This window comes from Streptomyces tibetensis (assembly GCF_007655005.1).
GTDB classification, from domain to species: Bacteria; Actinomycetota; Actinomycetes; order Streptomycetales; family Streptomycetaceae; genus Streptomyces; species Streptomyces tibetensis.
Genome location: NZ_SZVW01000017.1, coordinates 1 through 26,977, shown reverse-complemented (window position 1 = coordinate 26,977; position 26,977 = coordinate 1). Strand labels below are relative to the sequence as shown.

The window sequence follows — 26,977 nt, the reverse complement described above, 5'->3', positions numbered from 1 at the left end:
GCGGAAACAGAAGGTCGGCACCGCATAAGGGCCGACTGATGGTGTTGAATTTCCTTCGGGGCCCTGGTGCCGTACGGCACCAGGGCCCCTCGACGCGTTGTACTACGAGGTGACATGGAAGCAGATACCCCGCTCAGCGACCGGCTGGACGACGACGACTACCCCGCCTACACCATGGGCAGGGCCGCCGAGATGCTCGGCACCACCCCGGGATTCCTCCGGGCCATCGGTGAGGCCCGTCTCATCACTCCGCTGCGCTCGGAGGGCGGGCACCGGCGGTACTCCCGCTATCAGCTGCGGATCGCCGCGCGCGCCCGTGAGCTCGTCGACCGGGGTACGCCGATCGAGGCCGCCTGCCGCATCGTCATCCTGGAGGACCAGCTCGAGGAGGCCCAGCGCATCAACGCCGAGTACCGCCGTGCGGCGCAGAAGGCGTCCGGCGGTTCCGAAATCGGCCCCGGCTGATCCCCGAAGCCTCCAGCGGGACCGTCACCCGTTCCTTGCACCCCAGGTCGACGACCTGGGGTTTGTTGTGGCGCCGCTCGGTGCCGGAGCCCGTCCGACCCGGGATCCCGCCCGTGGTGAACCTCTGCCCCTCAGGTCAACCGTCCCGGACCCTTGACTCGTCACGCGGGAGTGGCGATTCTCGTCGCACGCTTTGCGAGGTCATGACAAGAGGGTCTCGCTGATCCGCCGACCGAGGGACGTGGGCAGTGACCGGTTCCGGATGCCCGTACCGCAGGCGCAAGAACGCCACCGTGGTGTCGCTCCTCCTGCTCGTGCTGTCGATCGCGCTCGGCCCCACCCCGAGTGCGGCGGCCGGCAACGACTGGTGGGAGCCCACCGCACGACCCGCGCCGGACTCCCGGATCAATGTCACGGGTGAGCCCTTCACCGGCACGAACGCCAGGGGCGAGGTGCGCGGGTTCGTCGACGCGCACGACCACATCCTCGCCAACGAGGCCTTCGGCGGCCGCCTGATCTGCGGAAAGGCGTTCTCCGAGCAGGGCGTGGCCGACGCACTCAAGGACTGCCCCGAGCACTACCCCGACGGCTCGCTCGCGATCTTCGACTTCATCACCAACGGCGGCGACGGCAAGCACGACCCGAACGGCTGGCCCACCTTCAAGGACTGGCCGCGGCACGACTCGCTGACCCACCAGCAGAACTACTACGCCTGGGTCGAGCGGGCCTGGCGCGGTGGCCAGCGGGTGCTGGTCAACGACCTCGTCACCAACGGCGTGATCTGCTCGGTGTACTTCTTCAAGGACCGCCCCTGCGACGAGATGACGTCCATCCGGCTGCAGGCGAAGCTGACGTACGACATGCAGGCCTTCGTCGACAGGATGTACGGCGGGCCCGGCAAGGGCTGGTTCCGGGTCGTCACCGACAGCGCGCAGGCCCGCAAGGTCGTCGAGCAGGGCAAACTCGCGGTCGTCATGGGGGTCGAGACCTCCGAGCCCTTCGGCTGCAAGCAGGTCCTGGACATCGCGCAGTGCGGCAAGGCCGATATCGACAAGGGACTCGACGAACTGCACGCGCTGGGTGTGCGCAGCATGTTCCTGTGCCACAAGTTCGACAACGCCCTGTGCGGGGTGCGGTTCGACTCGGGCGCGCTCGGGACGGCCATCAACGTCGGGCAGTTCCTGTCGACCGGCACGTACTGGAAGACGGAGAAGTGCGCCGGCCCGCAGCACGACAACCCCATCGGCAACGCGGCGGCGCCCGCGGCCGAGAAGAAGCTGCCGGCGGGCGAGGAGGTCCCGTCGTACAGCGCCGACGCCCAGTGCAACGTGCGGGGGCTCACCGATCTCGGCGAGTACGCCGTCCGCGGCATGATGAAGCGCGGCATGATGCTGGAGATCGACCACATGAGCGTCAAGGCCACCGGCCGGGTGCTCGACATCTTCGAGTCCGAGTCCTACCCGGGCGTGCTCTCCTCGCACAGCTGGATGGACATGGACTGGACCGAGCGGGTCTACGGCCTGGGCGGCTTCATCGCCCAGTACATGCACGGCTCCGAGGGCTTCGTCGCGGAGGCGAAGCGCACCGAGGCCCTGCGCGACAAGTACGGCGTGGGTTACGGCTACGGCACCGACATGAACGGCGTCGGCGGCTGGCCGGGACCGCGCGGGGCGGACGCGCCGAACAAGGTCACCTACCCGTTCAAGAGCGTCGACGGCGGTTCGGTCATCGACCGTCAGACGACCGGTGAGCGCACCTGGGACCTGAACACCGACGGCGCCGCCCACTACGGCCTCGTCCCGGACTGGATCGAGGACATCCGCCGGGTCGGCGGCCAGGACACGGTCGACGACCTGTTCCGGGGCGCCGAGTCCTACCTCGACACCTGGGCGGCCTCCGAGAAGCACGAGCCCGGAGTCGACCTCGCGGCCAACTCGGCCGCGTCGGCCAGTTCCTCGGAGTGGAGCCTGTTCACGAGCTACCAGCCCCACCGGGCCGTCGACGGCGACCGCGGCACCCGCTGGGCCAGCGACTGGAGCGACGACCAGTGGTACCAGGTCGACCTCGGCTCCCCGCGGACCGTCGGACGGGTCACCCTCGACTGGGAGCGGGCGTACGCGAAGGCGTACCGGATCGAGCTGTCCACCGACGGCACGACCTGGCGGACCGCCTGGTCCACGAGCGCCGGTGACGGCGGCCTGGACACCGCGCGCTTCGCCGGCACCCCGGCCCGTTACGTCCGCGTCCACGGTCTGGAGCGTGGCACCGGCTGGGGCTACTCCCTCCGCGAGGTCGGCGTCCACAGCGGCTGACGGCCACGAAAGGGGCTCCATGGCACGGTTGCCGTCCGCCGAGCGGCGGCGACAGCTCACCGAAGCGGCGATCAGGGCGATGGCCCGGGACGGCGTCCCCAGGACGACGACCCGGTCCATCGCCGCCGAGGCGGGCGTCTCGCTGAGCGTCTTCCACTACTGCTTCGACTCCAAGCAGCAGCTGATCGAGTCCGTCATCACCACCATCACCGGGCACTACGTGACGGTGGTGAAGGAGGCCATACGGCCCAGGGCCACCCTGGAGGAGACCGTCCGGGCCGGTTTCCGGGCGTACTTCGACCACGTCCGCGCCCACCCCGACGAACACATGCTCACCTACGAGCTCACGCAGTACGCCCTGCGCCAGCCCGGTTTCGAACACCTGGCACGCCGTCAGTACGAGTTGTACGCCGAGGCGTACACCGAACTCATCGAGCAGCTGCGGCAGTCGATGGGGCTGCGCCTGCGCGTCCCCGTCCCCGTCCTGGCCCGCTACCTGGCCGCCATGACCGACGGCCTGACACTCAACTACCTCGTGCTGGGCGACGATTCGGCCTGGACGGGCATCCTCGACACGGTCACCGCGCACGTCGCCGGGCTGGTGCACGAGAACTGACGGGACCCTTCCCCGAATTGGTTGTCATGGGAACGCCACAGAGGGGCATTCGAACAAAACAAGTCGAAAGTGAGGAGAGTGCGGCCCGTTCGGTCCGTGCCATCGACAACTGGGAGTTCTCATGGCGAGTTATGGCGGTTCCTCTGCCGCGTCCTCCGGTTCGCGCACCAACGGCCTGGCGATCGCGAGCCTGTGCTGCGGCATCATCGGCCTGTTCTTCCTGAACATCATCCTCGGTCCGCTGGCCATCGTCTTCGGTGCCGTCGCCCGTCGGCAGGCGTCGGTCAGGAACGGTGCCGGCATGGCGAAGGCCGGCATCATCCTCGGCATCGTCGACGTGGTCCTGTGGCTCATCCTCCTGGCCGTGGCCAGCAGCAACGGCGGCTTCAGCTGGTACGTGGGCGGCTGACGCCCGTTCGGACCGACGTGGGGCGTGCGGCGCGCCGGTGGGTGCCCGGGCCTCCGGGTCAGTGGGCCGCAGTGGTCTTCTTGCGGGCGCGGTACGCGGCTGCCTTGATCTTGTTGCCGCAGGAGTCCATCCCGCACCACTGCCGTCGCATGCCCCGCGAGCGGTCGATGTAGGTCCGCGTGCACTCCGGGTTTCCGCACTCCTTGAGCAGGGGCACGTCCGGGCCGCTCAAGAGCTCGACGGCGTGCCGCGCCACCAGGGAGAGGGCCTCGTCCGGCGTCGCCTGCGTCCAGCGTCCCGACGGGGTGAGCTGGGGCACGGCGGGCGGCGTACGGGCCGCGTTGTTCAGGACGGTCAGCGCCGCCCCGTCGTACTCCTCCCCGAGCCGGCGGGCGGTGACCAACCGGTAGACCGCCTCCCGTACGGCCCTCGCCCGCTCGACGTCGGCCTCCCGGCCGGGCGAGACCGCGTCGACCAGGCCGGACTCCACGTACCAGGCGGTCAGGCGGTCCGGCGTCACGAACATCTCGAAGCGCGCCGAACGGCGCGCTCGGAGCGTGGCGGCGAAGTCGAGCGCCGGGTTCCCGCAGACGAAGACATGGTCGAGATTCACGTCACCATTCTGACCGGTGACCCATCGAGCGGCAAGCCTCAGAGGTGGTCGGCGTCCGTGACGGCCCGCGCGAAGGCGGCGGGCGCCTCCTGCGGCACGTTGTGGCCGATGCCGGGCAGCGTGCGGTGCTCGTAGGGGCCGGTGAACCTGTCGCGGTACGAGGCGCCGTCACCCGGAGCGGTGAAGGGGTCCCGCTCGGCGTCGAGGGTGAGGGTGGGGACGGAGATCGTGGGGCGGGCGGCGAGCCGCTTCTCCAGTGCGTCGTAGCGGCGCTCCCCGTCGGCGAGGCTCAGCCGCCAGCGGTAGTTGTGGACCACGATGGCCGCGTAGTCGGGGTGGTCGAAGGCCGCCGCGGTGCGCTCGAAGGTCGCGTCGTCGAAGTCCCACGTCGGGGAGACCGTGTCCCAGACGAGCCGGGTCAGGTCGTGGCGCAGGTCCTTGTCCTCCAGGGCGAGCCGGCCCCGCTCGGTGGAGAAGTAGTACTGGTACCACCAGGCGAGTTCGGCCTTGGGCGCCAGCGGCTTCAGGTTGGCCTCCAGGTTGGTGACGAGGTAGCCGCTCACCGACACCAGGGCCTTGCAGCGTTCGGGCCGGAGCGCGGCGACGATGTCGGCGGTGCGTGAGCCCCAGTCGAAGCCGGCCAGCACCGCCCGCTCGATCTTCAGGGCGTCCATCAGCGCGACGACGTCCATGGCGATCGCCGACTGCTGGGCGTTGCGGAAGGTCCGTGCGGACAGGAAGCGCGTCGTGCCGTGGCCGCGCAGGTACGGGACGATCACCCGGTACCCCTGCCCGGCCAGCAGCGGGGCGACGTCGACGTAGCTGTGGATGTCGTAAGGCCAGCCGTGCAGGCAGATGACCACGGGGCCGTGGGTCGGCCCCAGTTCGGCGTAGCCGACGTCCAGGACACCGGCCCTGACCTGCCTGATCCGCGAAAACGCGCGGTGTGCGCCGGGGACGGCGGCGGCGGACGCAGCCGCGGCGGAGGCGCTCCACGGCCCGGCCGGTCCGCGGCCACCACGCCCGCGCCCACTCCCAGAACCTTGCCGAAACTGCGCCTGCCGATCACATGGACCTCCGTGGTGTGACGTGCACGGGCTGATGCGTCGACCGACTGTGACACGCAGTCCGTCACCTGTCAAAGGGGTGATGCACAATGTGCCCAGCATCCATGGAGGCGTTTTTTGAAGGCTGTTGAGGTGAAATACCCTCGCGTCGACACCGGTTGCAACGGTGACGAAGGAGAGCGGTCATGCCCCCGGCCTCAGCGCGCGTCGGTCAGCGACCGGTCCCACTCCAGCAGCCGGATCAGGTCCTCGTCACCGGGGCGGGGCGCCGGTGCGGGCGGGCGGGCGTGGGTGCCACGGGAGATGTCGCCGCTGACGGTGATGTTGTGTTCCACACGAGGGCGGCGAAGGGTCTCGTAGGTGGTCAGGGCGGTGTCGCGGTCCGGCGCGTCGCGCAGGGACTTGGCCAGGACGACGGCGTCCTCCAGGGCCATGGAGGCCCCCTGGCCGGTGGCCGGGGAGGCCGCGTGGGCCGCGTCGCCGATGAGCAGGCAGCGCGCGGAGCGCCAGCGCATTCCCCCGGGCAGTTCCGTGGCGTTGGTGACCAGCACATCCCCGGCCGTGGCCGCGACGATCCCGGCGGCCGGGGTGGCGTCCTCGCGCAGCAGCGCCAGAAGGAGGTCGCGGCGGCGGGCCGGTGTGCCGTTCGCGAACTCCTCGGGGGACAGCGGGTCTCCGGCGACGCGGGCGAACCAGAACGTCTCACCCGCGGGAGAGGCCGTGTGGCCGAAGGCGACGGTTTTGCCGCGGACGAAGGTGATGAGGCCGTCCGCCGCGAGGCGGGGCGCGTCGGCGGTGCGGCCGTAGAAGACCTGCTCCCCCGCGTACCGGGGGCGGGCGGTGGGGGCGATCGAGCGTCGCACGGTGGAGTTCAGGCCGTCGGCGCCGATGAGCAGGTCGCCGGTGGCGGTGCGGCCGTCGGCGAAGTGCGCGGTGACGGAGTCCGGGCCTTCGTGGACGGAGACGAGGCGGGCGCCGTGCCGGATCGGGATGCCTCTGCGGGCCGCCTCGGCCTGGAGCGCGACGTTGAGGTCGCCGCGCCGCAGGCACCGGAACCGCAGGACCGGGTCCTCCGCTTCCCCGAGCGGCCTGGACGCCCGCTCGGTGCCCGAGGCGTCGAGCATCCGCATCCCGGTCAGCGGGAAACCGAGCGCGGTGACCGCCGCCGCCGCGTCGATCTGCGCGAGGGCGCGCATGCCGTTGCTCGCCAGGGTGAGGAACGCGCCGATGTCCTCGGCCGCGTCGGGATGCGCCTCGAAGACCGTGACCTCGAACCCGGCCTTGTGCAGCGCGAGCGCCGCCGCGGTACCGGCGGCGCCACCGCCGATGACGAGTAACCGCCCCACGTCCGATCCCCCTTCGGTTGCCGGCCCGGCGTCAGGAATCGTACGGTCCGTCGCCCGCCGCGCAGTCGGAGCGCGAGCGTCCGGGGACCAGGCGCCGGTAGGCGGCGCGGGCGTGGACGAGGCGGGCCAGACCCGTGCCGATGAGGGCGGCGGTGAACAGGCAGGCCAGCCAGGTGGTGTCGCGATGGCCTGCCCAGGTGAGGACGCCCGCGGGCGGTATGGCGAAGCCGTTGAGGAACAGCCAGCACAACAGGGCCGTTCCGGGAGCGGCCGTGAAGCGTGCGCACAGCCCCAGCAGGGCGGCCAGCACGGACAGGGCGGGCAGGGCCAGTTCGGGCCGGTACGGCCCCACCGCGGTGTTGAGGAGCGCGACCAGCACCAGTGCCCCGGCCCCGGCCCCGGCCCAGACCAGCGGTGTGGCCACGGGCTGGGGTACGGGCCGGGCTCCGGTGCCCAGGGGCTTCCACTCGATCATGCTGGCGCTTCCTTCCGGTCCTCCTGGACGGAATTCTCCCCCGGCGGCCGCTGCCGACTCCCGGGGTGCTCGTCAGAGTGCCAGCAAGCCCTCCTGGGGAGAACAGCCAATCCGGACAGCCGCTCCCGGCTCAAGGGCGGGCGGCTGCGGTCGCGTTGGGCGTCCGGACGGCCGCTCACCCACTCAAAGGCGTGCAACCGTGGGCGCCTTGGCGTCCGGACACCAGCTCCCCGGCTCAAGGGCGGGCGGCCGCGGTCGCGTTGGGCGTCCGGACGGCCGCTCACCCACTCAAAGGCGTGCAACCGTGGGCGCCTTGGCGTCCGGACACCAGCTCCCCGGCTCAAGGGCGGGCGGCCGCAGTTCCCTTGGGCGTCTGGACGGCTGCTCACCCACTCAAAGGCGTGCAACCGTGGGCGCCTTGGCGTCCGGACACCAGCTCCCCGGCTCAAGGGCGGGCGGCCGCAGTTCCCTTGGGCGTCTGGACGGCTGCTCACCCACTCAAAGGCGTGCAACCGTGGGCGCCTTGGCGTCCGGACACCAGCTCCCCGGCTCAAGGGCGGGCGGCCGCGGTCGCCTTGGGCGTCTCGGCGACCGGTTCGGCCGTCGGTGTCCGGTGGGCCGGGCGGCGGGCGACGCGGCGGGCGAGGGGCTCGGTCCAGCGGGCGGCGAGCGGGCCGAGGACGACCAGGATCAGGACGTAGGCGGTGGCCAGGGGGCCGATGCGGGGTTCGGCGCCGACGGCGAGTCCGGCGATGACGATGGAGAACTCGCCGCGGGCGACCAGCGTGCCGCCCGCGCGCCAGCGGCCCCGGGGCGAGATCCCGGCGCGGCGGGCGGCCCACCAGCCGGTGGCGATCTTCGTCAGGGTGGTGACGGCGGCCAGGGCGAGCGCGGGCAGCAGCACGGGCGGGATGGCGGCGGGGTCGGTGTGCAGCCCGAAGAAGACGAAGAACACCGCGGCGAACAGGTCCCGCAGCGGGGTGAGGAGGCTGCTGGCGCCCTCGGCGACCTCGCCGGACAGGGCGATGCCGACCAGGAACGCGCCGACGGCGGCGGAGACGTGCAACTGCTGGGCGAGCCCGGCGACGAGGAGGGTCAGACCGAGGACGGCCAGCAGCAGCATCTCGGCGCTGTCCGAGGACACCGCGCGGCTGACCAGACGGCCGTGCCGCAGCGCCACGTAGAGGACGGCGCCCACCGTGCCCAGCGAGATCAGCAGCGTGACCGCGCCGCCCGCGAGGCCCGCCCCGGCCAGCAGGGCGGTGAGGATCGGCAGATAGACCGCCATGGCCAGGTCCTCCAGGACCAGCACACCGAGGACGACCGGCGTCTCGCGGTTGCCGAGCCGCCCCAGGTCGCCCAGCACCTTGGCGATGACCCCGGACGAGGAGATCCAGGTGACCCCGGCCAGGGCGACGGCGGCCACCGGCCCCCAGCCGAGCAGGAACGCCATCACGGCCCCGGGCGCGGCGTTGAGGACGAAGTCGACGACCCCGGAGGGATATTGGGTCTTCAGCGTGGTGACCAGTTCGGAGGCGCTGTACTCCAGGCCCAGCAGGAGCAGCAGGAGTATGACGCCTATCTCGGCTCCGGTGGCGACGAACTCCTCGCTGGCCCGCAGCGGCAGGATGCCGCCCTGGCCGAAGGCGAGCCCGGCCAGCAGGTACAGGGGTATCGGTGAGAAGCCCACCCGTCCGGCGAGGCGTCCCAGGAGCCCCAGGGCGAGGATGATCGCCCCGAGTTCGATGAGCATGGCGGTGGTGTCGTGCACGGGCGTCTGACCTCCGGTGATCGGGTCTGCGGCGTCTGTGCCAGGGGCGTGAGCGCCCGGGGGTACGGCTCGGTGGGCGGGGAGAGGAGAGGGGGGAGGGGCGTGATCTCGTGCGCCGTGTGACGGGGCCCGGGCCGGCCACGCGGTGTGCGGCGTCGGCGGTCCGCTCCGCTCGGCCGTCATCGGCGGCCCGCTCCGCTCCGGCCGTCATCGGCCGGGGGTACGTGTGACATGCCATGTCACGCCGTGAAGGTCAGGCGTCTCAGGCAGGCATCACGGGCGGACGTCACGCGTCACGCGCAGGAAGACCGCTATGCGGCGCGGCCGGTATCGGGGACGCCGTCACGGGCGGCGTTGTGGACGCGGACGGGCACCACTCGCCTCATGTCACGCCCCCCTCACGCCGGCCCGGAGACCGGGCGGCCACTGTGTCGTCGTACCGAGCCGGCCGAACGACTGTGCGCGGCCACGCTCAACCGAGCGTAATGACTCGGTAAAGAATCCTAGCGCACGCCAACGCCTGTTGATCGCGCAGCAGTTCTGAAGGTGACGGCCGGCAATCCGGTGACGGGCCGCTGCCCCTCACGCCCCGCTGCCCTCGTGCCCCGCTGTCCCTCATGCCCCCGCGGCCCGCCGCACGACCCGCGGGGACGCGCCGAGTTCCTTGCGGCAGGTCTTGTTGAAGGCCTGGAGGTCGGGGATGCCGACCGTCGCCGCGACGGCCGGGATCGCCAGCGTCGACGCGACGAGCAGGTGACGGGCGCGCTCCATGCGGCGGCGCCGGACGTAACCGACCACCGTGCGCCCGGTGCCCTCGCGGAACAGCCGGGTCAGGTGCGTGTGCGACACCCCCGCGACCCGGGCGATCCCGGGAACGCTCAGCGGGTCGGCCAGGTGCTCCTCGATATGGGCCATGGCCGCCCGCAGCGCCGGGTGCCGGGCCTCGGAGGGCGATACGGCGGCCTCGGCCAGGCCCGTCGCGCGCCACAGCACCGTCCACAGTTCGGCGGAGGCCCGGGCCGGGGACTGGGCGCTCGCCGCGATCGTCTGGCGCAGCAGTGCGCTCAAGCCGGCCGCTTCCGCACCGGCGTCCTGCATCGCCGGGAGCCTGCGCCGCTCCCCGTCGCCCGGCAGCCGGAAGTGGGCGTACAGGTGCTCGCAGCGCGGGGCGTCGTAGTGGAAGTGCACCTCCGTGCCGGGCGGTACGAGGCTGAGGTGGCCGGGGCGGATCGGATGCCGGGCGTCGGCGAACTCCAGGGTGCCGGAGTAGCCGTAGAGGTGGAGCTGCCACAGGTGCGGGAGGCGGAAGACCTCGTGCGGGCCGGCCGAGCCGTGCACGCCCACGCCCGCGTGCACGACGTCGGGCGGCAGGTCGAGGGGCAGTTCCACGAAGGTCGGCATGGTGGAAAATTACCAGTGATTGCTGATTACACCCCACGACGGCAGGTCCTCAGGCTTCTACGGTTGCGTCATGTCAACCACCAAACAGCTGCTGAGCTCCGCCGAGGTGGCGCGGTTCACGGCCCACGGTTTCCTGCGCCTCGACGGCGTCGTGCCCCGGGAGATGAACGAGGAGGCGCTCGGTCTCTTCGCCGCCGGGACGCTGCCCGCCGTGCCGTACGGCACTCCGGTGCCGACGGCGTTCCCCGAGGCTTCCTTCACCCGCCGGCTCCTCGAACTGCCGGTGGTGGCAGGCGCGTTGGAGAGTCTGGTAGGGCCCGATCCGGAGATCGACCACCACTTCGTCCACGTCCGCATGCCCCATGAGGGCAGTGCCCAGGCGCTGCACGCCGACGCCCTCATCGATGTGCGGCCCGACGCGTTCGACGTGCAACTCATGTACTACCCGCAGGAGGTGACCGCCGACATGGGCGGCACGCTCGTCGTCCCGGGCAGCCATCTGCGCCGCATCAACGAGTCCGACACCGGCCGCTACCAGAACCTGCGCGGCCAGACCCGGCTGACCTGCCCGGCCGGGACCGTGCTCCTGCTCCACCACGGCATCTGGCACGGCGGTCGGCGCAACGACAGCGACACCGTCCGTCACATGTACAAGATCCGCTTCAACCCGACGGTGCCGCAGGTGCGGCTGTGGGACACCCGGGACCTGGATTCCCCGGCCGTGCGCGAGGAGTTGGGGCGCTTCTTCCCCTGGTACGAGCAGGCCACCGGGCGGCTGGAGATCCACAACCGGGTCCTGCTGTGGCGCTCCCTGTCCGCCGACCCCGGCTTCGACATCGAGCACTGGGCCACCCGCATCGCCAACCGGCCCGGCGCATCCGCCGTGCCCACCGCAACCGCCGCAACCGCCGCGCCCACCGCACAGGGGAGCACCGCATGACCACCACCCGGCAGCAGGTCCTCGTCCTCTACCTCGACAACTCCGCCCTCGACTCCCGGGTCGTCGGCTGGGCCCGCTACGACGGCACGGGCGCGACCCGCCCGACGACCGGCGACAGCGACGAGCCCCCGTACGGGACGGGGGTCGGCGCCCTGGAGGACGGCTGGCGGCTCTTTCAGGCGTCCCCGCTCATTCCGCCGTATCCGGGGGCGGAGCACGCGACGTCGTTCCTCAAGCACGAGTTCTTCTTCGAGAAGCTCGTGTCCCAGTGAGGCCGGCCGCCGGAGCGGGCTTCGGCGGTGGCCTTCAGGTCGCGCAGCCAGGTGTCGAGGCCCTCACCGATCGCCGGCCCCTTCCGCAGCGGGCCCGCTGCCGAGACCTCGGGTCAGCCCGAGGAGCAAGTCAAGGAACGAGGACCGGGCCCTGGCCATCTGGACCCGCCTGACCCGCCTGCACGGCGTCCTGTCACTGGAACTGGCGGGCCACTTCACAGGGATGGGCTTCGATCCGGCCCGCCTCTTCACCGCCGAACTCGACGACGTGGCGGGCCCGGCCGCATCCGGGCCGACATGACGAAACCCCGGGTGAAGACCCGGGGTCGATTCGTCCTGGTGCGTGCCGGCGGTCAGACGAAGGCGCTCTGGCCCGTGATCGACTTGCCGACGATCAGGGTGTTCATCTCGCGGGTGCCCTCGAAGGAGTAGATCGCCTCGGCGTCGGCGAAGAAGCGGGCGATGTCGTGGTCCAGCAGGATGCCGTTGCCGCCGAAGATCTCACGGCTCCAGGCCACGACCTCCCGCATCCGGGAGGTGACGAACGCCTTGGCCAGGGAGGAGTGTTCGTCGCGGAAGATGCCGGCGTCCTGCAGCCGGGCGAGCTGCACCATCATGCCCCAGGAGGCGGTGATGTTGCCGAGGCTCTTGACCAGCAGATCCTGCACCAGCTGGAAGCCGCCGATCGGGCGGCCGAACTGGCGGCGCTCCCGGGCGTAGTCCAGGGCCACTTCGTAGGCGCCGATCATGACACCGAGCCCCTGCCAGGCCACTCCCGCGCGGGTCGCACGAAGGATCTCGGCGACGTCGCGGAAGGAGTTGATGTTCTGCAGGCGGTTGGCCTCCGGCACCCGGACGTCGGTCAGGGTGATCTCGGCGTTCTCCACGATCCGGAAGGCGATCTTGCCCTCGATCTTCACCGGGTCGAAGCCGGGCGTGCCCTTCTCCACGACGAAGCCCTTGACGTGGTTGTCGTCGAGGTCGCGCGCCCACACCACGACGTAGTCCGCGAAGGTGGCGTTGCCGATCCACTTCTTGGCGCCGTTCAGGACCCAGGTGTCGCCCTCGCGCTTGGCGGTGGTGCGCATGCCGCCCGCGACGTCGGACCCACCGAGCGGCTCGGTCATGGCGAACGCGCCGATCTTGTCCATGGCGGCCATCTCCGGCAGCCAGCGGTCGCGCTGCTCCTGGTCGCCGCCGGAGTAGATGGAGTACATGGCAAGGCCGTTGTGGACGCCGAAGAAGGTGGACACCGAGGCGTCGGTGCGGGCCATCTCCATGGCCATCGTGCCGCTGAGCAGATTGCTGACGGCGGGACGGTGCTCGCCGTAGCCCTCGTAGGGGAGGCCCGCGAGGCCGCTGTCGCGGAACAGGCCGAGGAGCTCCTTCGGGAACTGGTCCCTGGCCCAGTTCTCGTTCACCAGCGGCTTGACCTCGTCGCGCATCAGGGCGCGGGCCCTGAGCAGGAGCCCCCGCTCGTCGTCCGGCAGCAGCGACTCGTAGTGGTAGAAGTCGGCGGTCAGCTGGTCCTCGAGCGGTTCCATGGTGGCGGTCATCTCAGTTCTCCTCCTTGTCCGCGCTGTCCAGGGCTGCCAGGACAGCGAGTTGCCTGCGGTCGCGCGTCCCGGTGAGTTCCGAGTACGTGGAGGAGCCGTAGGCCTTTTCCACGGCTTCGATGAGCCGTTCTTGTGCTTCCTCTTGTTCCTTGTTCTGCGACGGGGTGCCGAGCCCCGCCCCCGTCTGCTGCATCGACTTGCCGATGTGCTCGACCAGGTGCCGGTAACCGCCGGGTCCGCCTCCCAGGTGCGCGCCGAGGAACGGCCCGACCGTCGCCCAGCGCAGGCCCAGCGAATTGATCACGACCCTGTCGAGGTCCTCGGGGGTCACGACACCCTCCTGGACCAGGTACGCGGCCTCGCGGCTGAGGGCGTTCTGCAGGCGGTTGCCGACGAAGCCGGGGATCTCCTTGCGCTCGACGACCGGAGTGCGGCCGACCGAGGTGTAGAAGTCCACCGCGTCCAGCACGGCGTCCTCGCCGGTGCGTGTCCCGGGGACGACCTCGACGAGCGGGACCAGGTGCGGCGGGTTGAAGGGGTGGCCGATCAGGACCCGGGCGGCGGCCTCGTCGGACAGCTCCCCGGTGAACGCGGTCGACGGGATCGCCGAGGAGGAGCTGAGCAGCAGGGCGTGCGCGGGTGCCTCACGGGCGAGGGTGGCGAACAGGTCCTTCTTGAACTCGGCCCGCTCGGGGCCGTTCTCCTGGACGACGTCCGCGTCCCGGACGGCCTCGGTGACGTCGGCGGCGATGTGCACGCGGTCGGCGAGGCCGGTGACGTCCAGGCCGCGGGCGGCCAGATGCGGGGCGTACGTCGTCAGGGCCTCGTCCACGGCCTCGGCGAGGTCGGGGCGCGGGTCGCTCACCCGGACGGTCAGGCCGTGCGCGGCGAACAGCGTCGCCCAGGACAGACCGATGGTCCCGGCGCCGATCACCGCGGCGGTGCGGAAGGCGCGGGTCATGACGCGGCTCCCTTCAGGTAGTCGTGGACCGGCTCGACGCCTGCCAGCGTCAGGTCGGTGAGGATGTGGCTGGCGGAGACGACCTCCAGCACCGGCAGGTCGGCCAGCGGGGCGAGCACGTGCTGGAACAGCTGGAGCCGGGCGGGGCCGGTCCAGGCGCCCTTGACGGTGACGTCGGTGATGCGGGTGCGGACGAGTTCCTGCACACGCGGCAGACCGTCGTAGCCGGGGATCGTCTTGAGCATGAAGGTCGGCACGGTGATCTGCGCCTCGGCCTCGGCCCGGTCCAGCTCGTGGTGCTTGTAGCCCATGGTCGCGGTGGCGACCCGCAGGCTGCCGTGGTCGAGGGTGCCGACGAGCGCGCCGGAGTCGACGAAGAGCGCCGGGGAGCCGATGACCTTCGGGTAGGCGGAGACCTCGCGGCCCGAGGCGGTCGCCGGGAAGTTGTCCAGGTGCATCGTGTGCAGGTACTCGCCCTGCTCGCCCTCGAAGCTCACGGGGATCGCCTGGCCGGCCTCGGTGTAGGGGCCGTATCCGGTGACGTCGCCCATCTTCATGACCTCGAACCGGACCAGCGGCTCGTCGATCCGCAGGGGTTCGGGGACGACGGCCCGCAGGGCGTCGGGGTCGGTGCGGTAGACGACGTTGAGGTACTCGCGGTCGGTGAACCGCGGCACCATCGGCGCGTACGCCGGGCCGGCGAGGGGGGTGGTGACGTGCTGTCGTACGTCTGCGGCCTTCATGTCCGGCTCACCGCCCGGTCCACTGTGCGGGACGGCGCTCGGCGAAGGCGGTCATGCCCTCGCGCACGTCGTCCGAGGCCATCAGGGTCTTCATCTGGGTGCGCTGGAAGGCGAAGGCCTCCTCGTCGGACGCTCCGTCGGCGGCGCGCACGACGCGCTTGACGGCCCTGAGGGCGAGCGGGGCGTTCTCCGCGACCCGTTCGGCCAGCCGGAGCGCCTCGGCGACGGCCTGCCCCTTCGCGGTGACCCGGTTGGCCAGGCCCAGTTCGCCGGCCCGGCGGCCGTCGACGGGCTCGCCGGTCAGCAGGAACTCCATCGCGAGGTGGTGCGGGATGCGCTGGGGCAGCCGGATGACTCCGCCGCCCGCGGCGATCAGGCCGCGCTTGACCTCGGGCAGACCGAACCGGGCGTCCTCGGCGGCGACGATCAGGTCGCAGGCCAGGGCCAGTTCGAAGCCGCCGCCCATGGCGAAGCCCTCCACGGCGGCGATGAGGGGCTTGTCCGGCCGGGATTCGGTCAGGCCGCCGAATCCGCGGCCCTCGACCTCGGGCGACTCGCCGCGCAGGGCGGCCTTGAGGTCCATGCCGGCGCTGAACGTGCCGCCCTCGCCGGTCAGGACGCCGACCCGCAGGGTGGGGTCGGCCTCCAGCTCGTCGAGTGCGGCGGCCAGCGCGGTGGCGGTCGCCGCGTTCACGGCGTTGCGGGCCTCGGGACGGTCGAGGGTGATCAGCAGGGTGGAGCCGATGCGTTCGGTGCGCACGACGGGAGGTGTGGGGGTGCTCATGACTGTCCTCCTGTGGCAATCAGCGGGTGGCGGCGTCGAGTTCGGCGAAGACGTCCTCGGTGTCCTGGCCCGCGACCGGCGCGAGGCGGCGGATCGAGCCGGGGGTGGCGGAGAAGCGCAGCGGGATGCCGATGGTGCGGACCGTGCCCTCGGTCGGGTGCTCGACGCTGTCGAGCAGGTGGCCGTCACGGACGTAGGGGTCGTCGTGGGCGCGGTCGAGTTCCAGCACCGGGGCCATCGGGATGCTGTGCTTGGCGCACACCTCGGCCCACTCGTCGGTGGTCAGTGCCGTGGCGCAGGTCGCCAGCAGCTCGGCCAGGTCCTCGTGGTCGGCGCTGTCGATGGCGTCGCCGTTCACGCGCGGGTCCTCGGCGAGGTCCGGGCGTCCGGCGGCGGTGAAGAAGTCCCGGTAGTTGTGCGGGTTGTACGGCATGACGCAGGCCAGGCCGTCCTTGGTGCGCACGGCCTTGTGGCCCTTCAGCATCGACAGGGCGAAGCCGGTGGGGCCGGTCTCGGGCACGTGGGTGTGTCCCGCGAGGTGCTCGACCAGGTTGAACGCGATCAGGGTGTCGGTCATCGGGATCTCGATGAGCTGGCCCTGGCCGGTGTTGTTCCGGTGCAGCAGGGCGGCCAGCACGCTGTAGGCGATGGTCAGCGAGGAGACCTTGTCGCCGATGATGGTCGGCAGGTAGACGGGCTCGCCGAGTGCCCGGTCGGCGATGTCGACCAGGCCGGAGGCGGCCTGCACGGTCTCGTCGTACGCGGCGTTCCCGGCCCGGTCCGAGTCGCTGCGGAAGCCCTGGGCGTGTGCGTAGACGAGGCCGGGGTTGCGGGCGGCGATGTCCTCGTAGGACAGGCCCAGGCGGTGCAGGGCGCCGGGGCGCATGTTGGTGATCAGCACGTCCGCGGTGTCGATCAGCCGCAGTGCGCGCTCGCGGTCGGTGTCGTCCTTGAGGTTGAGGGCGACGCTGCGCTTGTTGCGGTTGACGTTGAGGTTCAGCGGGGTCATGCCCGGGGTGGTCTTGTAGTGGCCCACGCGTACGGTGTCGGCCGGCGACTCGATCTTGATCACGTCGGCGCCCAGGTCACCGAGGATCTGGGCGGCGTAGGGGCCCATCACCACGGTCGAGAGGTCGATCACGCGGACGCCCTGCAGCGGGCCGGCGACGGTGTCGGTGCTGTCCGTCATCGGTTTCTTCACTCCTTCGCTCGCCATGTGTGTGTATCTAGAAACTAAGTTAGCGCGGCGGGTCTCCGAATGGAAACGAACGGTGTGACCGAATAACGAAAAGCGGTATGACCGCAGTGGTCATACCGCTTTTCGTGGAGGTTTTGGGGTGGTTATGGATGTGGTTACGAGCGTGGTTATGAGTGGAGCGGCGCGGCGAAGACCTCGCGGGCCACCGCCACGACTTCTTGCAGGTCACCGCCGTCCGCCCGGTCCTTGCGCCAGATCAGCCCGGTCTCCAGACGAGGGTGGAAATCGGAGAAGGGAAGGATGGCGACATTGTCGAGACGGTAATTCTGGACCGGACTTCTGGAATCCAGCATGGAAATGGAGAACGCCAGACCGCTGGACACTATTTCGGAGATTCCCTCGAACGTGGCGCTGCCCAATTCGATGCGCTTCTTGATGCCGAGTTCGGCGAGCTGCTGGTCGAGGCCGCGGAAGTAGGCGTTGGTCACCGCCGTCGGGGAGCCCGCGTAGGCGAGCTCCGCCAGTTCCGCGAGGGCGACGGACTCGCGCCCCTCGAACCGGTCCCGGGGCACGACCGCGCCGAGCCGCTCCGACATCACCGGCAGCTGTTCCAGCGCCGGGTCGGCGCCGACCGGGAGCCTGGCCAGGCTCAGCGCCAGTCTGCCGTCGCACACCGCCTCGACGAGCCGGTCGGTACCGCCGGGCCAGCGCTTGATCTCGAACCGTTCGCCCACCCGCTCGGCGAAGGCGCCCATCCGTTCCCGCAGGTCGGGATGGACGCCGGTGGGCACGCCGAGCAGCAGGGTGGTGCGCTGCGGCCGGGCCGTCTCGTCCAGCCGCCACCGGATGGAGTCGACCTGTTCCAGCACCCCGCGGGCGATCGGCAGCAGCGCGTTGCCGGCCGCGGTGAGCCGTACGTGATGGGTGTCCCGGTCGAACAGCCGGTGCCCGACCTCGTTCTCCAGGTCCTTGATCCGCCGGCTCAACGGGGAGGCCGCCATGTGCAGTTTGCGGGCCGCGGTGGAGAAGTTCAGCTCTTGGGCGACGGCGAGGAAATAGCGCAGGTGCAGGAGCTCCACGGGATCAAGCCTAGCCGCTGCGCCCCTGCCCTCTCCCCGCAGCCGGAGACGTCAGACGACCGGAGACGTCAGGCACCCTCAGACGTCATGCGGCCAAAGACGTCAGCCGCCCGGAGACGTCAGGCCTCTTCGATCGTGATGAAGGGGTCCCACTGGAAATAGCCCCGCAACTGCCGGTGGCGGTCGAGGATCTGGAAGGAGAAGTGGTACACGACCTTGCCGGGCCTCTTGACGGTCGTGCGCCAGTAGTGGTCCGCGTAGCGCTGGGTCTCGAATTCCGGCCTGCCTTCCGTGCCCTCCTTCGGCAGGGGGTAGACGCCGTCGACGACCTCGATCTCCGGGGTGCGGATGAGCTGGTGCTGGGGGTCGCTGCTGACGTACCGGTAGAGCAGGGCCTTGTAGTCGCTGCCGAGGGAGAGGGTCGTCTCGCGCCACCGGATGCTGTCGCCCGGCTCGGCCCGCAGGTTCAGCTCGGCACCGGACGTGCCGACGATGTGGTCGTGGCGGGTCGTCATGTAGATCAGGCTCTGGTCGACCTGGGTCGGCGCGTCGGGGTTGCGGGACGCGCCCGGGTTCCGCTCGACGATCGTCGCCGCGTCGAACGCGATCAGGACGTTGAGATCAGCCATGCGACTGCTCCTTCTCGTGGGGGACCTTGTAGGCCATGGCCCTCGGATAGTCGTGCCGGTGCAGACGGACCCGGACCAGCAGCGGTCCGGCGTTGAGCGGGTCGGCCGGGTCGGCGAGGCGGTCCAGGAGGTCGTCCAGGTCCGCCGTGCGCGCGATGGCCACCCCGTTGGCGGGGGTGTCCCGGCCGGTGAAGACGTCCGCGAGGCGGTCGTAGTGCCAGGGGTGGAGGACGTTGTAGTGGTCCGGTTCGCGGTCCCGGTCCGCGTAGTACGACGGGTGCACCAGCATCTGCTCGATGCCGTAGAAGTGGCCGTTGTCCATGACGAACACCACCGAACGGAGCCCGAGCCGGGTGTGGGTGGAGAGCTCCTGGCAGGTCTCCTGGAAGGCGCCGTCCCCGACGAACACCATGGGGCGGGCGTCCGCGCGCTCGGGGGCGAGGGCCGCTCCGGTGGCCGCGCCGACCGACCAGCCGATGGACAGCCAGCTGACCTGGGAGAGGAACCCGCCCGCGGGCAGGGACAGGTTCATCGAGCCGATGAGGGAGAACGCCGCGTCGGAGACGACCGTCCAGTCGTCCGCGCTCTCGTGGTTCAGGAAGTGGTTGATCCGGTCGAAGACGCCGTCGTAGGTCAGGTGTTCGGAGCGCCGGTGGCCGGAGCGGGCGGCGCGGAGCGAGGCGCGGTGGTGCTCCAGGGCCGCCGGGCGGTGGCCGCGCGGGCCGTGGTGGGCGTGGGACTCGGCGTAGTAGTCGGCCGCCAGGCCCCCGGAGCCGTATGCCTTGACCAGTGCGTCCTGGAGGGCGGGCAGCAGCTGTTCGAGCCGCACGTCGGGGAAGTACGTGGTGCCGGCGCTGACGCCGCCGTGCGCGGCCATCACCCAGTCGCCGCCCACGGACTGCTCTCCGCCCAGGTTCTTCGACGTGGACCAGGCGCCGAGGCCGATCCGGCAGGTGGCCCAGTCCATGAAGACGCCGTGCACGTCCGGGTGGCTGGCACGGCCGTTGTAGACGCCGTGGAACTGCGGCAGGTCCTCGTCGACGACGGCCTTGGCGCCGACGGTGGTGCAGAACGGCACCCCGGTGGCCTCCACCAGGTCGGTGAGCTGTCCGGCGAGCCGGAACCGGTCGATCTCCTCGCCGGCCCAGACGATCGGGCGGGGCCTGCCGTCCGGGCCCGGATGCTCCTCGACGAGGGTGAGGACCGCCTGGACGGCGCTGTCCAGCATGGGCTGGTTGCGTGTGCCGAACGGCCGGTCGCGGCGCACCAGCGGCGTCTCGGGTTCGGGGCAGGGCTCGTCCCAGAGGTCCTCCATGACCTCCAGGTAGACGGGCCTGCGCTCGGAGAGGCACGCGGTGAGCGCCGCGTCGATCTGGCCCGGGGCGAGCCCCGGGTTGGAGATGACCTGCGCGTCGACGGTCACCTGCCGGTAGGCCTCCAGGTTGCTCTCGGCGCGGGGGCTCATGTGCGAGGTGAGCAGGCCGAGGGCGCGGTGGTTCTGCCACTGCTCGTAGGGCGGTGAGGCGTTGACGGCGATCAGCGGGACCTGCTCGACGTAGGCGCCTCCGCAGGCGTTGAGGAGGTTGAACGCCCCGACGCTGTAGGTGACGGCCACCGCCCCCACGCCGTGGATCCGGGCGAAGGCGTCGGCGGCCTGGCCCGCGCCGCCCTCCGTCGGGGTGCCGACCCACTCGATGTCGCCCTCGGCCCGCAGGGTCGTCAGGAACGGGCCGAGGTGGTTGCCGGGCACGCCGAACAGGTGGGTGATGCCCAGCTCGGCCAGCCTGAGTGCGAGATAGCGGGCGACCGTGCACGGCGGGCTGATCGCGATCACGACCCCTCCCTTTCCGCACCCGGGGTGGTGACGGCGGGGGCACGGTGGACGGCGAGGGCGGCGCGGACCGCGCTCTCCAGGGCGCCCTCGACCCAGGCGTGCTTGAGGGAGGTGTGCTCGCCGGCGAAGTGCACCGGGCCCTCGGGCCGGGAGACGTCCAGGTGGAAGCTGGTCATCTGGTGCGCGGTGTAGATGGCGGCCTCGCCGAAGGCGTACGGGTCGCGGGCCCAGCTCTTGGTGGCGCCGCGCCCGGTGAAGAACACCTCGATACGGCGGCCGTGCAGGGCCTGGAGGTTGCGCAGGGCGTAGACGTAGCGCTCGGAGGAGCGCATGGAGTCCCAGCGGGCGGCGTCGTCGGACCAGCAGTAGGAGGCGAGGAGGACACCGCCCGTACTGCCCTCGACCCGGTGCGACGGGTAGTACATGAACCGGTTGGGGTTGTCGGCGGCCGAGCCTCCGCCGAAGCAGTGGGTGGCGGGGCGGGCGGCCGGGCCGCGCAGCGGCAGGCTGCCGTTCAGCTCCCGCATCTCCCCGGTGACGCTGCCGTCCTTGACGGCGGCTCCGAGCAGTTCGGTGGTCCCGCCGGAGAAGGTGAGGAGGGGCCCGCTGTCCGTCTCGGCGAGTGTCAGACCCGGACCGGTCTGCCGGTAGTACTCGTACAGCCCCGGCGAGATCCGGTCCAGCTCCTCTCGCCAGTCGTCCTCGGTGAACTCCCACCACCGGTGGCTGAACTCCAGCAGCACCTTGGTGGCCTGGTCGTAGTGGGTCTCGATGATCGCGCGGCGCTTCTTGTACGACATCGACGGGACGATCTCCACGAAGCGCAGGGCGGAGAAGGGGACGGTGACGATCGCCAGGTCCGCCGTCCACAGCCGGGGCGGGGCCTGTGGATCGTCCTCGGCGACGGTCTGCACGGCCACACCCCAGCCGTCGGGTCCGACGACGCCGGTGCCCTCCGGGTCGGTGTCGCGGCTGGGGTCGTGGTACTCCAGCCGGATCATGCGGTGCCCGAGCCGCACCTCCTCGCGCAGGCCCTGGTGCAGGGCGTGCGGGAGGCGCCAGCTGCCGCCGGGGATCTCCCAGTAGCGGACGCCGGGGTCGATGTCGCTGCGGCTGAGGAAGCTGTGGAAGAACGACAGGTGCAGCCGCGAGGACATGTTCTCCAGGGTCCCGACGGCCTCGATCGCCTCGTCGCTGAGGCCGGCGTGGTCGCGCAGGAAGCCGCCCATGGAGTAGCCGTCGAAGTCCCGGATCACCCGGGCCCAGCCCTGGACCCACTCGGCGTACGGCTTGTTGACGCGCTTGCCGTCGACGACGTCGGAGTAGTGGTCGCGCACGGTCTCCAGTGCCTCGTCGACCATCTTCACGACGGGGGCGCGCACTTCGTCGCCGGTGAGGTGGAAGCCCTCGTTGATCCGCTCGGGCCTGCTCGCGTAGTCGGAGCGCCTGACCTGGACGCGGTTGGTGCGGATCCAGGAGTTTCCGCGCTTGCCGGGCTCGCGGAATTCGGGGCTGTCGTCGCCGTAGGTCCATGTCCGGCCGGTGGGGGACGTGTACGTCACCGGGGGCGGCGCGACATCGGGGCCGCTGCCGGTTTCCGGATCGATGTCCACGTTGTAGAACTGGCGGCGACCGAGGCCGAGTTTGTCGACCAGGGCGAGAACGAGCGGGTGGAAGTCCGGCAGCCGCATCGCACCGGCTTCGGCGTACTGGGCGGGGTCGTCGAAAGGCCGATGGTGTCCGGTGGTGCGAAAGGTTTTTATTCGCCCGCCGACGCGACTGGCGTTGGCCTCCAGAATCGTGACGTCGTGGCCGGCGTCCTTGAGCAGTCGCCCGGCGACGAGTCCGGTGATTCCGGCACCGACGACGAGTATCTTCTTGCGCGGGTGGCGGGTGGGGCCGAGGCGGCCCGTGTCGATCAAGGTGTGCAGGTAGTCGAGCTTGAGGTCCTCCCCGTCCGGCCCGACGAGGAGGAGTTCGCGGGCCAGCTCGAGGCAGGTCTGCCAGCGGGCGCGGGCGGCGGAGTCGTCCCGAGGTAAGTCGGTCATAGCCAGCGATCGTAGATATGCCGGAACGGTTTCCCGGATACCCCGGAGAACAACGACCTGAAATAAACACGTGCGCAGCCGGGCGGAATTTCGACAGGCCCTTCCGCTCCTTGCGAGAACGGATGTTCCACCAGGGACGGAAGGGAAGGAAAAACGAAGTCGGTTCGAATATTCATTCGCGGAATATGGACGTCCTGAAAACCCCGACGGTCGAGGTCACGCCAGCAGTTGCGAAGCGGTGCGTTCCCCGACGGCCGGTTCCCGTATCCGCGGGCATGAGGCAGGACCGGTGCGAGGGGACGTCCCGAGGGCTGCCAACGGGTGAATGTGGGCCCGGCGTGCAGGACGACCGCCGACGCGCCGGGAAGGCATACCGCACACCCGACAAGCGATGGGCGGCACACGGTCATGCCGAAGTTCCTCATTCAGGCCGGTTACACCACCGAAGGCACCAAGGGCCTGCTCGGAGAAGGAGGCAGTGGGCGCCGGGCCGCCGTGGAGCAGGTCGTCAGCGGGCTCGGGGGGCGGGTCGAGGCGATGTACTTCGCCTTCGGGGACGACGACGTCGTGATGATCGTCGACTTCCCCGACAGCGTCTCCATGGCCGCCGTCAGCCTCACCGTCAAGGCCAGCGGGACCGTCCGCACCCGGGCGACGCCGCTGCTGACCGTCGAGGAGATCGACGAGGCCGTCCGCCGGGAGGTCACCTTCCGGGCAGCCGGGGCGTGAGGGGGCGCACGCCCGCGACGAGGTCGCCGAAACCCGTCACGCCGGCTCGGGCAGCCGGCGGTGGCCGGAGAGGACGACGAGGCCGCCGACGACGGCCAGGCCCATCAGGACGGTGCCGAAGAGGGTCGCGCCGGTCGGTAGCCCCACCGCGTCCATGAGGTAGCCCGTGGACACCGGAAGCAGGCCGGCCGGGATGTAACCGCCCACGTTCAGCGCGGCGTTGGCCTCGGCGAGGCGCTGCGCCGGAACGGTGGAGTTGAGCAGGGACAGACCGCCGAGCTGGCCCATGCCCTGGCCGGCCCCGGCGAGCAGGGCGGAGGCGACGAGCAGCACGACCGACGAGGCGTGCACGGCGGCGATCAGCGCGGCCATGCCGAGGGTGGTGCTGATCGCACCGGCGGTCAGGATGGTGCGCCGGGGCAGCTTCCGCACGGCGAACTGGACGCCGGTGGCGGCGAGGAACATGACGAACGCCATGGCTCCGGCGACGATCCGGCTGGTGGTGCCGAGCAGTTCGGTCAGCAGGGTGGGGCCCAGCGACAGCACGAAGGACGTGGCGGTGATGCCGGGGGCGAACACCGCGATGCCGAGGGTGAGGTGGATGCCGTTGCCGTTCGGGACGTCGGGCACGCGCACCCAGGCGCCCTTGCCGCGGGCGGCGGGACGGCGTACCGGCATGCGCAGCACGGCGAGGACGGCCGTGAACAGCAGGACCGCCTCGACGACGAAGACGGTGGCGGTGGGGGCCGGGAGCGTCTCGGACAGCAGGCCGGCCAGCAGCGGGCCGAGGCCGGCGCCGAAGACCATCGCGCAGGAGGCCAGCAGCGCGGCCAGCCGCTTGCGCTCGGGGCCCGCCACGTCCGTCACGGCGGCCATGCCGGCGGAGACGACCGCGCCGACGGCGATGCCGGTGAACAGCCGGGCGACGATCAGTGCGGCGACCGTCGTGGCGGTCGCAAAGATCGCGCAGGCGGCCAGGGCGAGCGCGAGGGCGGGCAGCAGCACGGACTTGCGTCCCAGCCGGTCGGAGACGACGCCCGACACGAGCAGCGAGCCGAGCAGTCCGACGATGTAGGACGCGAAGACGACGGTCAGGGTGCCCTTGGAGAACCCGATGTCGTGCTGCCACAGCACGTACAGCGGGGTCGCCGCGTTGGACAGCACGAAGACGGCGGTGACCGGCCAGGCCGCCAGCCACACCCACCAGGTGGGGGCGCGGGCCGAGGGCGGCTCCGGTGGCGCGGGCGTGGCCGGCTCCGGTGGTGCGGCCTGCTGTTCGTCCACCGTCCCGGCGGACAGGGTCCGGCTCTGCGGCATGGGTGCTCCCTCCGGCGAGCTAAGTACGAGTCCATTCGAACTTAGCATGCAGTACGATTGAACTCGTACATAGGATCTGGGTGAAAGGGAGCTGGCCATGTCTGCGACGGTTCGACGGGCGCCGGTCGTCAAGGTGGTGCCGGAGCCGGAGAACCTGCCGGATCCGCTGCCCGAGCCGGCGGTCGGGGAGCTGCGGCTGGAGACCGTGCTGGGCGCGCTGAGCGACCCGTTGCGGCTGCGGATCGTGCGCAAACTCCTGCTCGAGTCGGAGGCGTTCGACCACTCCTGCGGCTGGTTCGGCCTCGACCGCCCCAAGTCCTCCCTCACCCACCACTTCAAGGCGCTGCGCGAGGCCGGCGTCACCCGCCAGCGCCAGTACGGCCTGGAACGCCGCAGCCACGTCCGGGTGGACGACCTGAACGCCCGTTTCCCGGGGCTGGTGAACCTGGTCGCGGCGTGGACACCGCCTGACTCGCCCTGAAACAGGGCTTGTCCTTCCGGCGCGTGAGGCCATCGCCCCCGTTACGGTTTCGGGAGTCGGGCCGCACGCGAGGGGAGGCGTACGCCGCCATGGGCATACGAGGGCAATGGCGCGGGTGGTGGGAGCGGGGCAGGGCCCTGGCGACGGCCCACCCGCTTCTGGTCGACATCGGCCTCGCGCTCCTGGTGCAGGCTGCGATGACCATGCCGTTCCTCGTCCCGCGCGCGCCCGGGCTGCCACCGGCGACCTGGGGCGCCTACGGGCTGAGCACCCTCACCGTCGTACCCCTGGTCTGGCGGCGGCGCGCGCCCGTCGCCGTGCTGTTCGCGGTGCTGGCCACGAGCGCCCTGTACCGGTTCACCCTGGACGGGCCCGGGCAGCCGCTGCCGTACACCGGGCTCGTCGTCGTCCACACGATCGCCGCGCTGTCCTCGGCGCGCAAACGGCTCGTCGCCGGCGCCGTGCTGCTGGTCGCCGTGCCGGTGGGGGTGTGGCTCAACACCCGGTCGGCCCGTGAACTGACCTTCTCGCTCTTCGTGTTCGCCGCCGCCTACGTGTCCGGGCGGCTGACCGACGCCCGGCAGCGGGCCCACCGCGTCGAGGCCGAACAGGCCGCCGCACGCGAACGGGCCCGGATCGCACGGGAGATGCACGACATCCTCTCCCACGCCGTGAGCCTGATGATCGTGCAGGCCGAGGCCGGACCGGTGGCGGTACGTGCCGCGCCCGAGCGGGCCGTGGCCGCCTTCGACGCCATCTCCGCGACCGGGCGGGACGCCATGGCCCAGTTGCGGAACATGCTGGGTGTGCTGCGGGAAGGCGCCGACGAGCCCGGTTCCGCCACCCCGCGCGAGCCGCAGCCCGGACTCGCCGCCCTGCCCGGCCTCCTGGACCGGGTGCGCGGGAGCGGGCTCGACGTGACGTACCGGGCCGTCGGGGACGTCCGGCCCGTTCCGGAGGGCGTCGGGGCCACCGTCTTCCGGGTGGTCCAGGAGGCCCTGACCAACACCCTCAAGCATGCGGACGCACGGACGGTGCATGTTGAATTGTCCTACATGACAAGCGAGTTAGGGGTCTCAGTGATCGATGACGGGAAAGGGCCGCGAGGGGTGTCCCGGCGGGGCGGGCACGGGCTCGCCGGGATGCGGGAGCGGGCGGCGGCGCACGGGGGCAGCGCGGACACGGGGCCCGGCGCGGACGGGCGGGGGTTCGGGGTGCGGGTGCGGATTCCCGTGCCCAACGCGGCGGCGGAGGCGGGGCGATGACGATCCGTGTCGTCGTCGCCGACGACCAGGAACTCGTACGCAGCGGCTTCGCGATGATCCTGGACGCACAGCCGGACATCGAGGTCGTCGCCGAAGCGGCCGACGGCGGCGAGGCCGTCGACGCGGTACGGCGGTTCGCACCCGACGTGGCGCTGCTCGACGTCAGGATGCCCCGCGTGGACGGCATCGAGGCCTGCCGCACGATCAGCGGGTCCGGTGACTGCCGGACGGTGATGCTCACGACCTTCGACTCCGACGAGTACGTGTACGACGCGCTGCACGCGGGCGCGAGCGGCTTCCTGCTGAAGGACGTCCGCCGGGACGACCTCGTGCACGCCGTGCGGGTCGTCGCCCGGGGCGACTCGCTGCTCGCCCCCTCCGTCGCCCGGCGCCTGGTGGAGCAGTACACCCGGCCCGCCGCCGCCCGCAACCGCCGGCCCGATCCCCGGCTGGACGTCCTGACCGCCCGGGAGCACGAGACGCTGCTGCTGCTCGCACGGGGCCTGTCGAACGCCGAGATCGCCGCAGAGCTGGTGGTCAGCGACCACACGGTGAAGACGCACGTCGGCAACGTGCTCGCGAAGCTGGGCCTCAGGGACCGGATCCAGGCCGTGATCTGTGCGTACGAGACGGGCCTCGTCGCGGCCGGGGATCCCCCGCCGGGGG

The 26,977-nt window shown here is 71.2% G+C and carries 25 protein-coding genes and 2 pseudogenes; 11 read left to right on the top strand and 16 right to left on the bottom strand.

All coding sequences use genetic code 11. The annotated features are described in order from the left end of the window. The first annotated feature begins 114 nt into the window (after positions 1-114). The 4 genes from FDO69_RS27550 (at position 115) to FDO69_RS27535 (ending at position 3,802) form a co-directional block, all read left to right on the top strand. Positions 115-465 carry a MerR family transcriptional regulator gene (locus FDO69_RS27550; RefSeq protein WP_104782860.1) on the top strand — a complete coding sequence of 117 codons (351 nt, stop codon included), beginning with the start codon at positions 115-117 and terminating at the stop codon, positions 463-465. A 248-nt stretch (positions 466-713) separates the two neighbouring features. Next, positions 714-2,777 carry a discoidin domain-containing protein gene (locus FDO69_RS27545; RefSeq protein WP_104782857.1) on the top strand — a complete coding sequence of 688 codons (2,064 nt, stop codon included), beginning with the start codon at positions 714-716 and terminating at the stop codon, positions 2,775-2,777. Between the two features lie 19 nt (positions 2,778-2,796). Continuing rightward, positions 2,797-3,393 (top strand): TetR/AcrR family transcriptional regulator, encoded by a 597-nt coding sequence (locus FDO69_RS27540; protein ID WP_104782855.1) that lies wholly within the window; start codon positions 2,797-2,799, stop codon positions 3,391-3,393. Between the two features lie 121 nt (positions 3,394-3,514). After that, entirely contained in the window at positions 3,515-3,802 is a 288-nt protein-coding gene (locus FDO69_RS27535; protein ID WP_104782852.1) for a DUF4190 domain-containing protein, read from the top strand. A 58-nt stretch (positions 3,803-3,860) separates the two neighbouring features. Here FDO69_RS27535 and FDO69_RS27530 read toward each other — a convergent pair whose 3' ends face one another. The 6 genes and pseudogenes from FDO69_RS27530 to FDO69_RS27505 form a co-directional block, all read right to left on the bottom strand. Beyond that, positions 3,861-4,415 carry a CGNR zinc finger domain-containing protein gene (locus tag FDO69_RS27530; RefSeq protein WP_104782849.1) on the bottom strand — a complete coding sequence of 185 codons (555 nt, stop codon included), beginning with the start codon at positions 4,413-4,415 and terminating at the stop codon, positions 3,861-3,863. Positions 4,416-4,453: 38 nt separating this feature from the next. After that, positions 4,454-5,484: pseudogene (locus FDO69_RS27525) on the bottom strand (alpha/beta fold hydrolase). A gap of 195 nt (positions 5,485-5,679) precedes the next feature. Then, a complete protein-coding gene (locus tag FDO69_RS27520) occupies positions 5,680-6,828 on the bottom strand; it encodes an FAD-dependent oxidoreductase (protein WP_104782845.1) in 1,149 nt (382 codons plus the stop codon). A gap of 31 nt (positions 6,829-6,859) precedes the next feature. Beyond that, complete coding sequence (locus tag FDO69_RS27515; protein ID WP_104782842.1) at positions 6,860-7,303, bottom strand: hypothetical protein; 444 nt, start codon at positions 7,301-7,303, stop codon at positions 6,860-6,862. 550 nt (positions 7,304-7,853) lie between these two features. Further along, positions 7,854-9,074 (bottom strand): cation:proton antiporter, encoded by a 1,221-nt coding sequence (locus FDO69_RS27510; protein WP_234388139.1) that lies wholly within the window; start codon positions 9,072-9,074, stop codon positions 7,854-7,856. Positions 9,075-9,689: 615 nt separating this feature from the next. Next, a complete protein-coding gene (locus tag FDO69_RS27505) occupies positions 9,690-10,475 on the bottom strand; it encodes an AraC family transcriptional regulator (RefSeq protein ID WP_104782839.1) in 786 nt (261 codons plus the stop codon). Positions 10,476-10,545: 70 nt separating this feature from the next. Between FDO69_RS27505 and FDO69_RS27500 the strand changes: the two genes are divergently transcribed. The 3 genes and pseudogenes from FDO69_RS27500 to FDO69_RS27490 form a co-directional block, all read left to right on the top strand. Beyond that, the gene (locus FDO69_RS27500) at positions 10,546-11,415 is read left to right on the top strand and encodes a phytanoyl-CoA dioxygenase family protein (protein WP_170320954.1); all 870 of its coding nucleotides are present in this window, start codon (positions 10,546-10,548) and stop codon (positions 11,413-11,415) included. Next, positions 11,412-11,687, top strand: coding sequence for a hypothetical protein (locus tag FDO69_RS27495; RefSeq protein WP_104782837.1), 276 nt, complete (start codon positions 11,412-11,414; stop codon positions 11,685-11,687). The genes FDO69_RS27500 and FDO69_RS27495 overlap by 4 nt, the downstream gene beginning before the upstream one ends. Positions 11,688-11,832: 145 nt before the next feature. Continuing rightward, positions 11,833-11,988, top strand: a pseudogene (locus FDO69_RS27490) (TetR-like C-terminal domain-containing protein); the annotation flags it as partial. Between the two features lie 52 nt (positions 11,989-12,040). Here the strand turns inward: FDO69_RS27490 and FDO69_RS27485 are convergent. From FDO69_RS27485 to FDO69_RS27445, 9 genes are all read right to left on the bottom strand, one after another. After that, positions 12,041-13,243: an acyl-CoA dehydrogenase family protein gene (locus FDO69_RS27485; RefSeq protein WP_104782834.1), complete on the bottom strand. Its 1,203-nt coding sequence runs from the start codon at positions 13,241-13,243 to the stop codon at positions 12,041-12,043. A gap of 1 nt (position 13,244) precedes the next feature. Next, complete coding sequence (locus FDO69_RS27480) at positions 13,245-14,204, bottom strand: 3-hydroxyacyl-CoA dehydrogenase NAD-binding domain-containing protein (protein ID WP_104782831.1); 960 nt, start codon at positions 14,202-14,204, stop codon at positions 13,245-13,247. Beyond that, positions 14,201-14,947: an acetoacetate decarboxylase gene (locus FDO69_RS27475; protein WP_104782829.1), complete on the bottom strand. Its 747-nt coding sequence runs from the start codon at positions 14,945-14,947 to the stop codon at positions 14,201-14,203. Before FDO69_RS27475 ends, FDO69_RS27480 begins: the two co-directional genes overlap by 4 nt. 7 nt (positions 14,948-14,954) lie before the next feature. Beyond that, positions 14,955-15,731: a crotonase/enoyl-CoA hydratase family protein gene (locus FDO69_RS27470; RefSeq protein ID WP_104782826.1), complete on the bottom strand. Its 777-nt coding sequence runs from the start codon at positions 15,729-15,731 to the stop codon at positions 14,955-14,957. Between the two features lie 19 nt (positions 15,732-15,750). Further along, complete coding sequence (locus FDO69_RS27465) at positions 15,751-16,920, bottom strand: CaiB/BaiF CoA transferase family protein (RefSeq protein ID WP_104782823.1); 1,170 nt, start codon at positions 16,918-16,920, stop codon at positions 15,751-15,753. A 176-nt stretch (positions 16,921-17,096) separates the two neighbouring features. Beyond that, positions 17,097-18,008, bottom strand: coding sequence for a LysR family transcriptional regulator (locus FDO69_RS27460; RefSeq protein ID WP_104782821.1), 912 nt, complete (start codon positions 18,006-18,008; stop codon positions 17,097-17,099). 119 nt (positions 18,009-18,127) lie between these two features. After that, complete coding sequence (locus FDO69_RS27455; protein ID WP_104782819.1) at positions 18,128-18,637, bottom strand: inclusion body family protein; 510 nt, start codon at positions 18,635-18,637, stop codon at positions 18,128-18,130. Further along, complete coding sequence (locus tag FDO69_RS27450; protein ID WP_104782816.1) at positions 18,630-20,471, bottom strand: thiamine pyrophosphate-binding protein; 1,842 nt, start codon at positions 20,469-20,471, stop codon at positions 18,630-18,632. The genes FDO69_RS27455 and FDO69_RS27450 overlap by 8 nt, the downstream gene beginning before the upstream one ends. After that, entirely contained in the window at positions 20,468-22,519 is a 2,052-nt protein-coding gene (locus FDO69_RS27445) for a flavin monoamine oxidase family protein (protein ID WP_104782813.1), read from the bottom strand. The genes FDO69_RS27450 and FDO69_RS27445 overlap by 4 nt, the downstream gene beginning before the upstream one ends. 408 nt (positions 22,520-22,927) lie before the next feature. On the opposite strand from FDO69_RS27445, the gene FDO69_RS27440 reads away from it, so the two are divergent. Then, the gene (locus tag FDO69_RS27440) at positions 22,928-23,248 is read left to right on the top strand and encodes a GYD domain-containing protein (protein ID WP_104782810.1); all 321 of its coding nucleotides are present in this window, start codon (positions 22,928-22,930) and stop codon (positions 23,246-23,248) included. A 36-nt stretch (positions 23,249-23,284) separates the two neighbouring features. Here FDO69_RS27440 and FDO69_RS27435 read toward each other — a convergent pair whose 3' ends face one another. Further along, the gene (locus FDO69_RS27435; RefSeq protein WP_234388138.1) at positions 23,285-24,565 is read right to left on the bottom strand and encodes an MFS transporter; all 1,281 of its coding nucleotides are present in this window, start codon (positions 24,563-24,565) and stop codon (positions 23,285-23,287) included. 97 nt (positions 24,566-24,662) lie between these two features. Here FDO69_RS27435 and FDO69_RS27430 point away from each other — a divergent pair, with 97 nt between their 5' ends. From FDO69_RS27430 to FDO69_RS27420, 3 genes are all read left to right on the top strand, one after another. After that, complete coding sequence (locus FDO69_RS27430; RefSeq protein ID WP_104782807.1) at positions 24,663-25,046, top strand: ArsR/SmtB family transcription factor; 384 nt, start codon at positions 24,663-24,665, stop codon at positions 25,044-25,046. An 89-nt stretch (positions 25,047-25,135) separates the two neighbouring features. Continuing rightward, positions 25,136-26,311: a sensor histidine kinase gene (locus FDO69_RS27425; protein WP_104782804.1), complete on the top strand. Its 1,176-nt coding sequence runs from the start codon at positions 25,136-25,138 to the stop codon at positions 26,309-26,311. Next, on the top strand, positions 26,308-26,977 hold a 670-nt coding region (locus FDO69_RS27420; RefSeq protein WP_104782802.1), incomplete at its 3' end, for a response regulator. The genes FDO69_RS27425 and FDO69_RS27420, both read left to right, overlap by 4 nt.

Bases quoted from the DNA above. Each gene is read 5' to 3' on its own strand.
- FDO69_RS27550 (WP_104782860.1), top strand. From the start codon at position 115: ATGGAAGCAGATACCCCGCTCAGCGACCGGCTGGACGACGACGACTAC.
- FDO69_RS27540 (WP_104782855.1), top strand. From the start codon at position 2,797: ATGGCACGGTTGCCGTCCGCCGAGCGGCGGCGACAGCTCACCGAAGCG.
- FDO69_RS27535 (WP_104782852.1), top strand. From the start codon at position 3,515: ATGGCGAGTTATGGCGGTTCCTCTGCCGCGTCCTCCGGTTCGCGCACC.
- FDO69_RS27515 (WP_104782842.1), bottom strand. From the start codon at position 7,303: ATGATCGAGTGGAAGCCCCTGGGCACCGGAGCCCGGCCCGTACCCCAG.
- FDO69_RS27505 (WP_104782839.1), bottom strand. From the start codon at position 10,475: ATGCCGACCTTCGTGGAACTGCCCCTCGACCTGCCGCCCGACGTCGTG.
- FDO69_RS27500 (WP_170320954.1), top strand. From the start codon at position 10,546: ATGTCAACCACCAAACAGCTGCTGAGCTCCGCCGAGGTGGCGCGGTTC.
- FDO69_RS27495 (WP_104782837.1), top strand. From the start codon at position 11,412: ATGACCACCACCCGGCAGCAGGTCCTCGTCCTCTACCTCGACAACTCC.
- FDO69_RS27485 (WP_104782834.1), bottom strand. From the start codon at position 13,243: ATGACCGCCACCATGGAACCGCTCGAGGACCAGCTGACCGCCGACTTC.
- FDO69_RS27480 (WP_104782831.1), bottom strand. From the start codon at position 14,204: ATGACCCGCGCCTTCCGCACCGCCGCGGTGATCGGCGCCGGGACCATC.
- FDO69_RS27475 (WP_104782829.1), bottom strand. From the start codon at position 14,947: ATGAAGGCCGCAGACGTACGACAGCACGTCACCACCCCCCTCGCCGGC.
- FDO69_RS27470 (WP_104782826.1), bottom strand. From the start codon at position 15,731: ATGAGCACCCCCACACCTCCCGTCGTGCGCACCGAACGCATCGGCTCC.
- FDO69_RS27465 (WP_104782823.1), bottom strand. From the start codon at position 16,920: ATGACGGACAGCACCGACACCGTCGCCGGCCCGCTGCAGGGCGTCCGC.
- FDO69_RS27455 (WP_104782819.1), bottom strand. From the start codon at position 18,637: ATGGCTGATCTCAACGTCCTGATCGCGTTCGACGCGGCGACGATCGTC.
- FDO69_RS27445 (WP_104782813.1), bottom strand. From the start codon at position 22,519: ATGACCGACTTACCTCGGGACGACTCCGCCGCCCGCGCCCGCTGGCAG.
- FDO69_RS27440 (WP_104782810.1), top strand. From the start codon at position 22,928: ATGCCGAAGTTCCTCATTCAGGCCGGTTACACCACCGAAGGCACCAAG.
- FDO69_RS27435 (WP_234388138.1), bottom strand. From the start codon at position 24,565: ATGCCGCAGAGCCGGACCCTGTCCGCCGGGACGGTGGACGAACAGCAG.
- FDO69_RS27430 (WP_104782807.1), top strand. From the start codon at position 24,663: ATGTCTGCGACGGTTCGACGGGCGCCGGTCGTCAAGGTGGTGCCGGAG.
- FDO69_RS27425 (WP_104782804.1), top strand. From the start codon at position 25,136: ATGGGCATACGAGGGCAATGGCGCGGGTGGTGGGAGCGGGGCAGGGCC.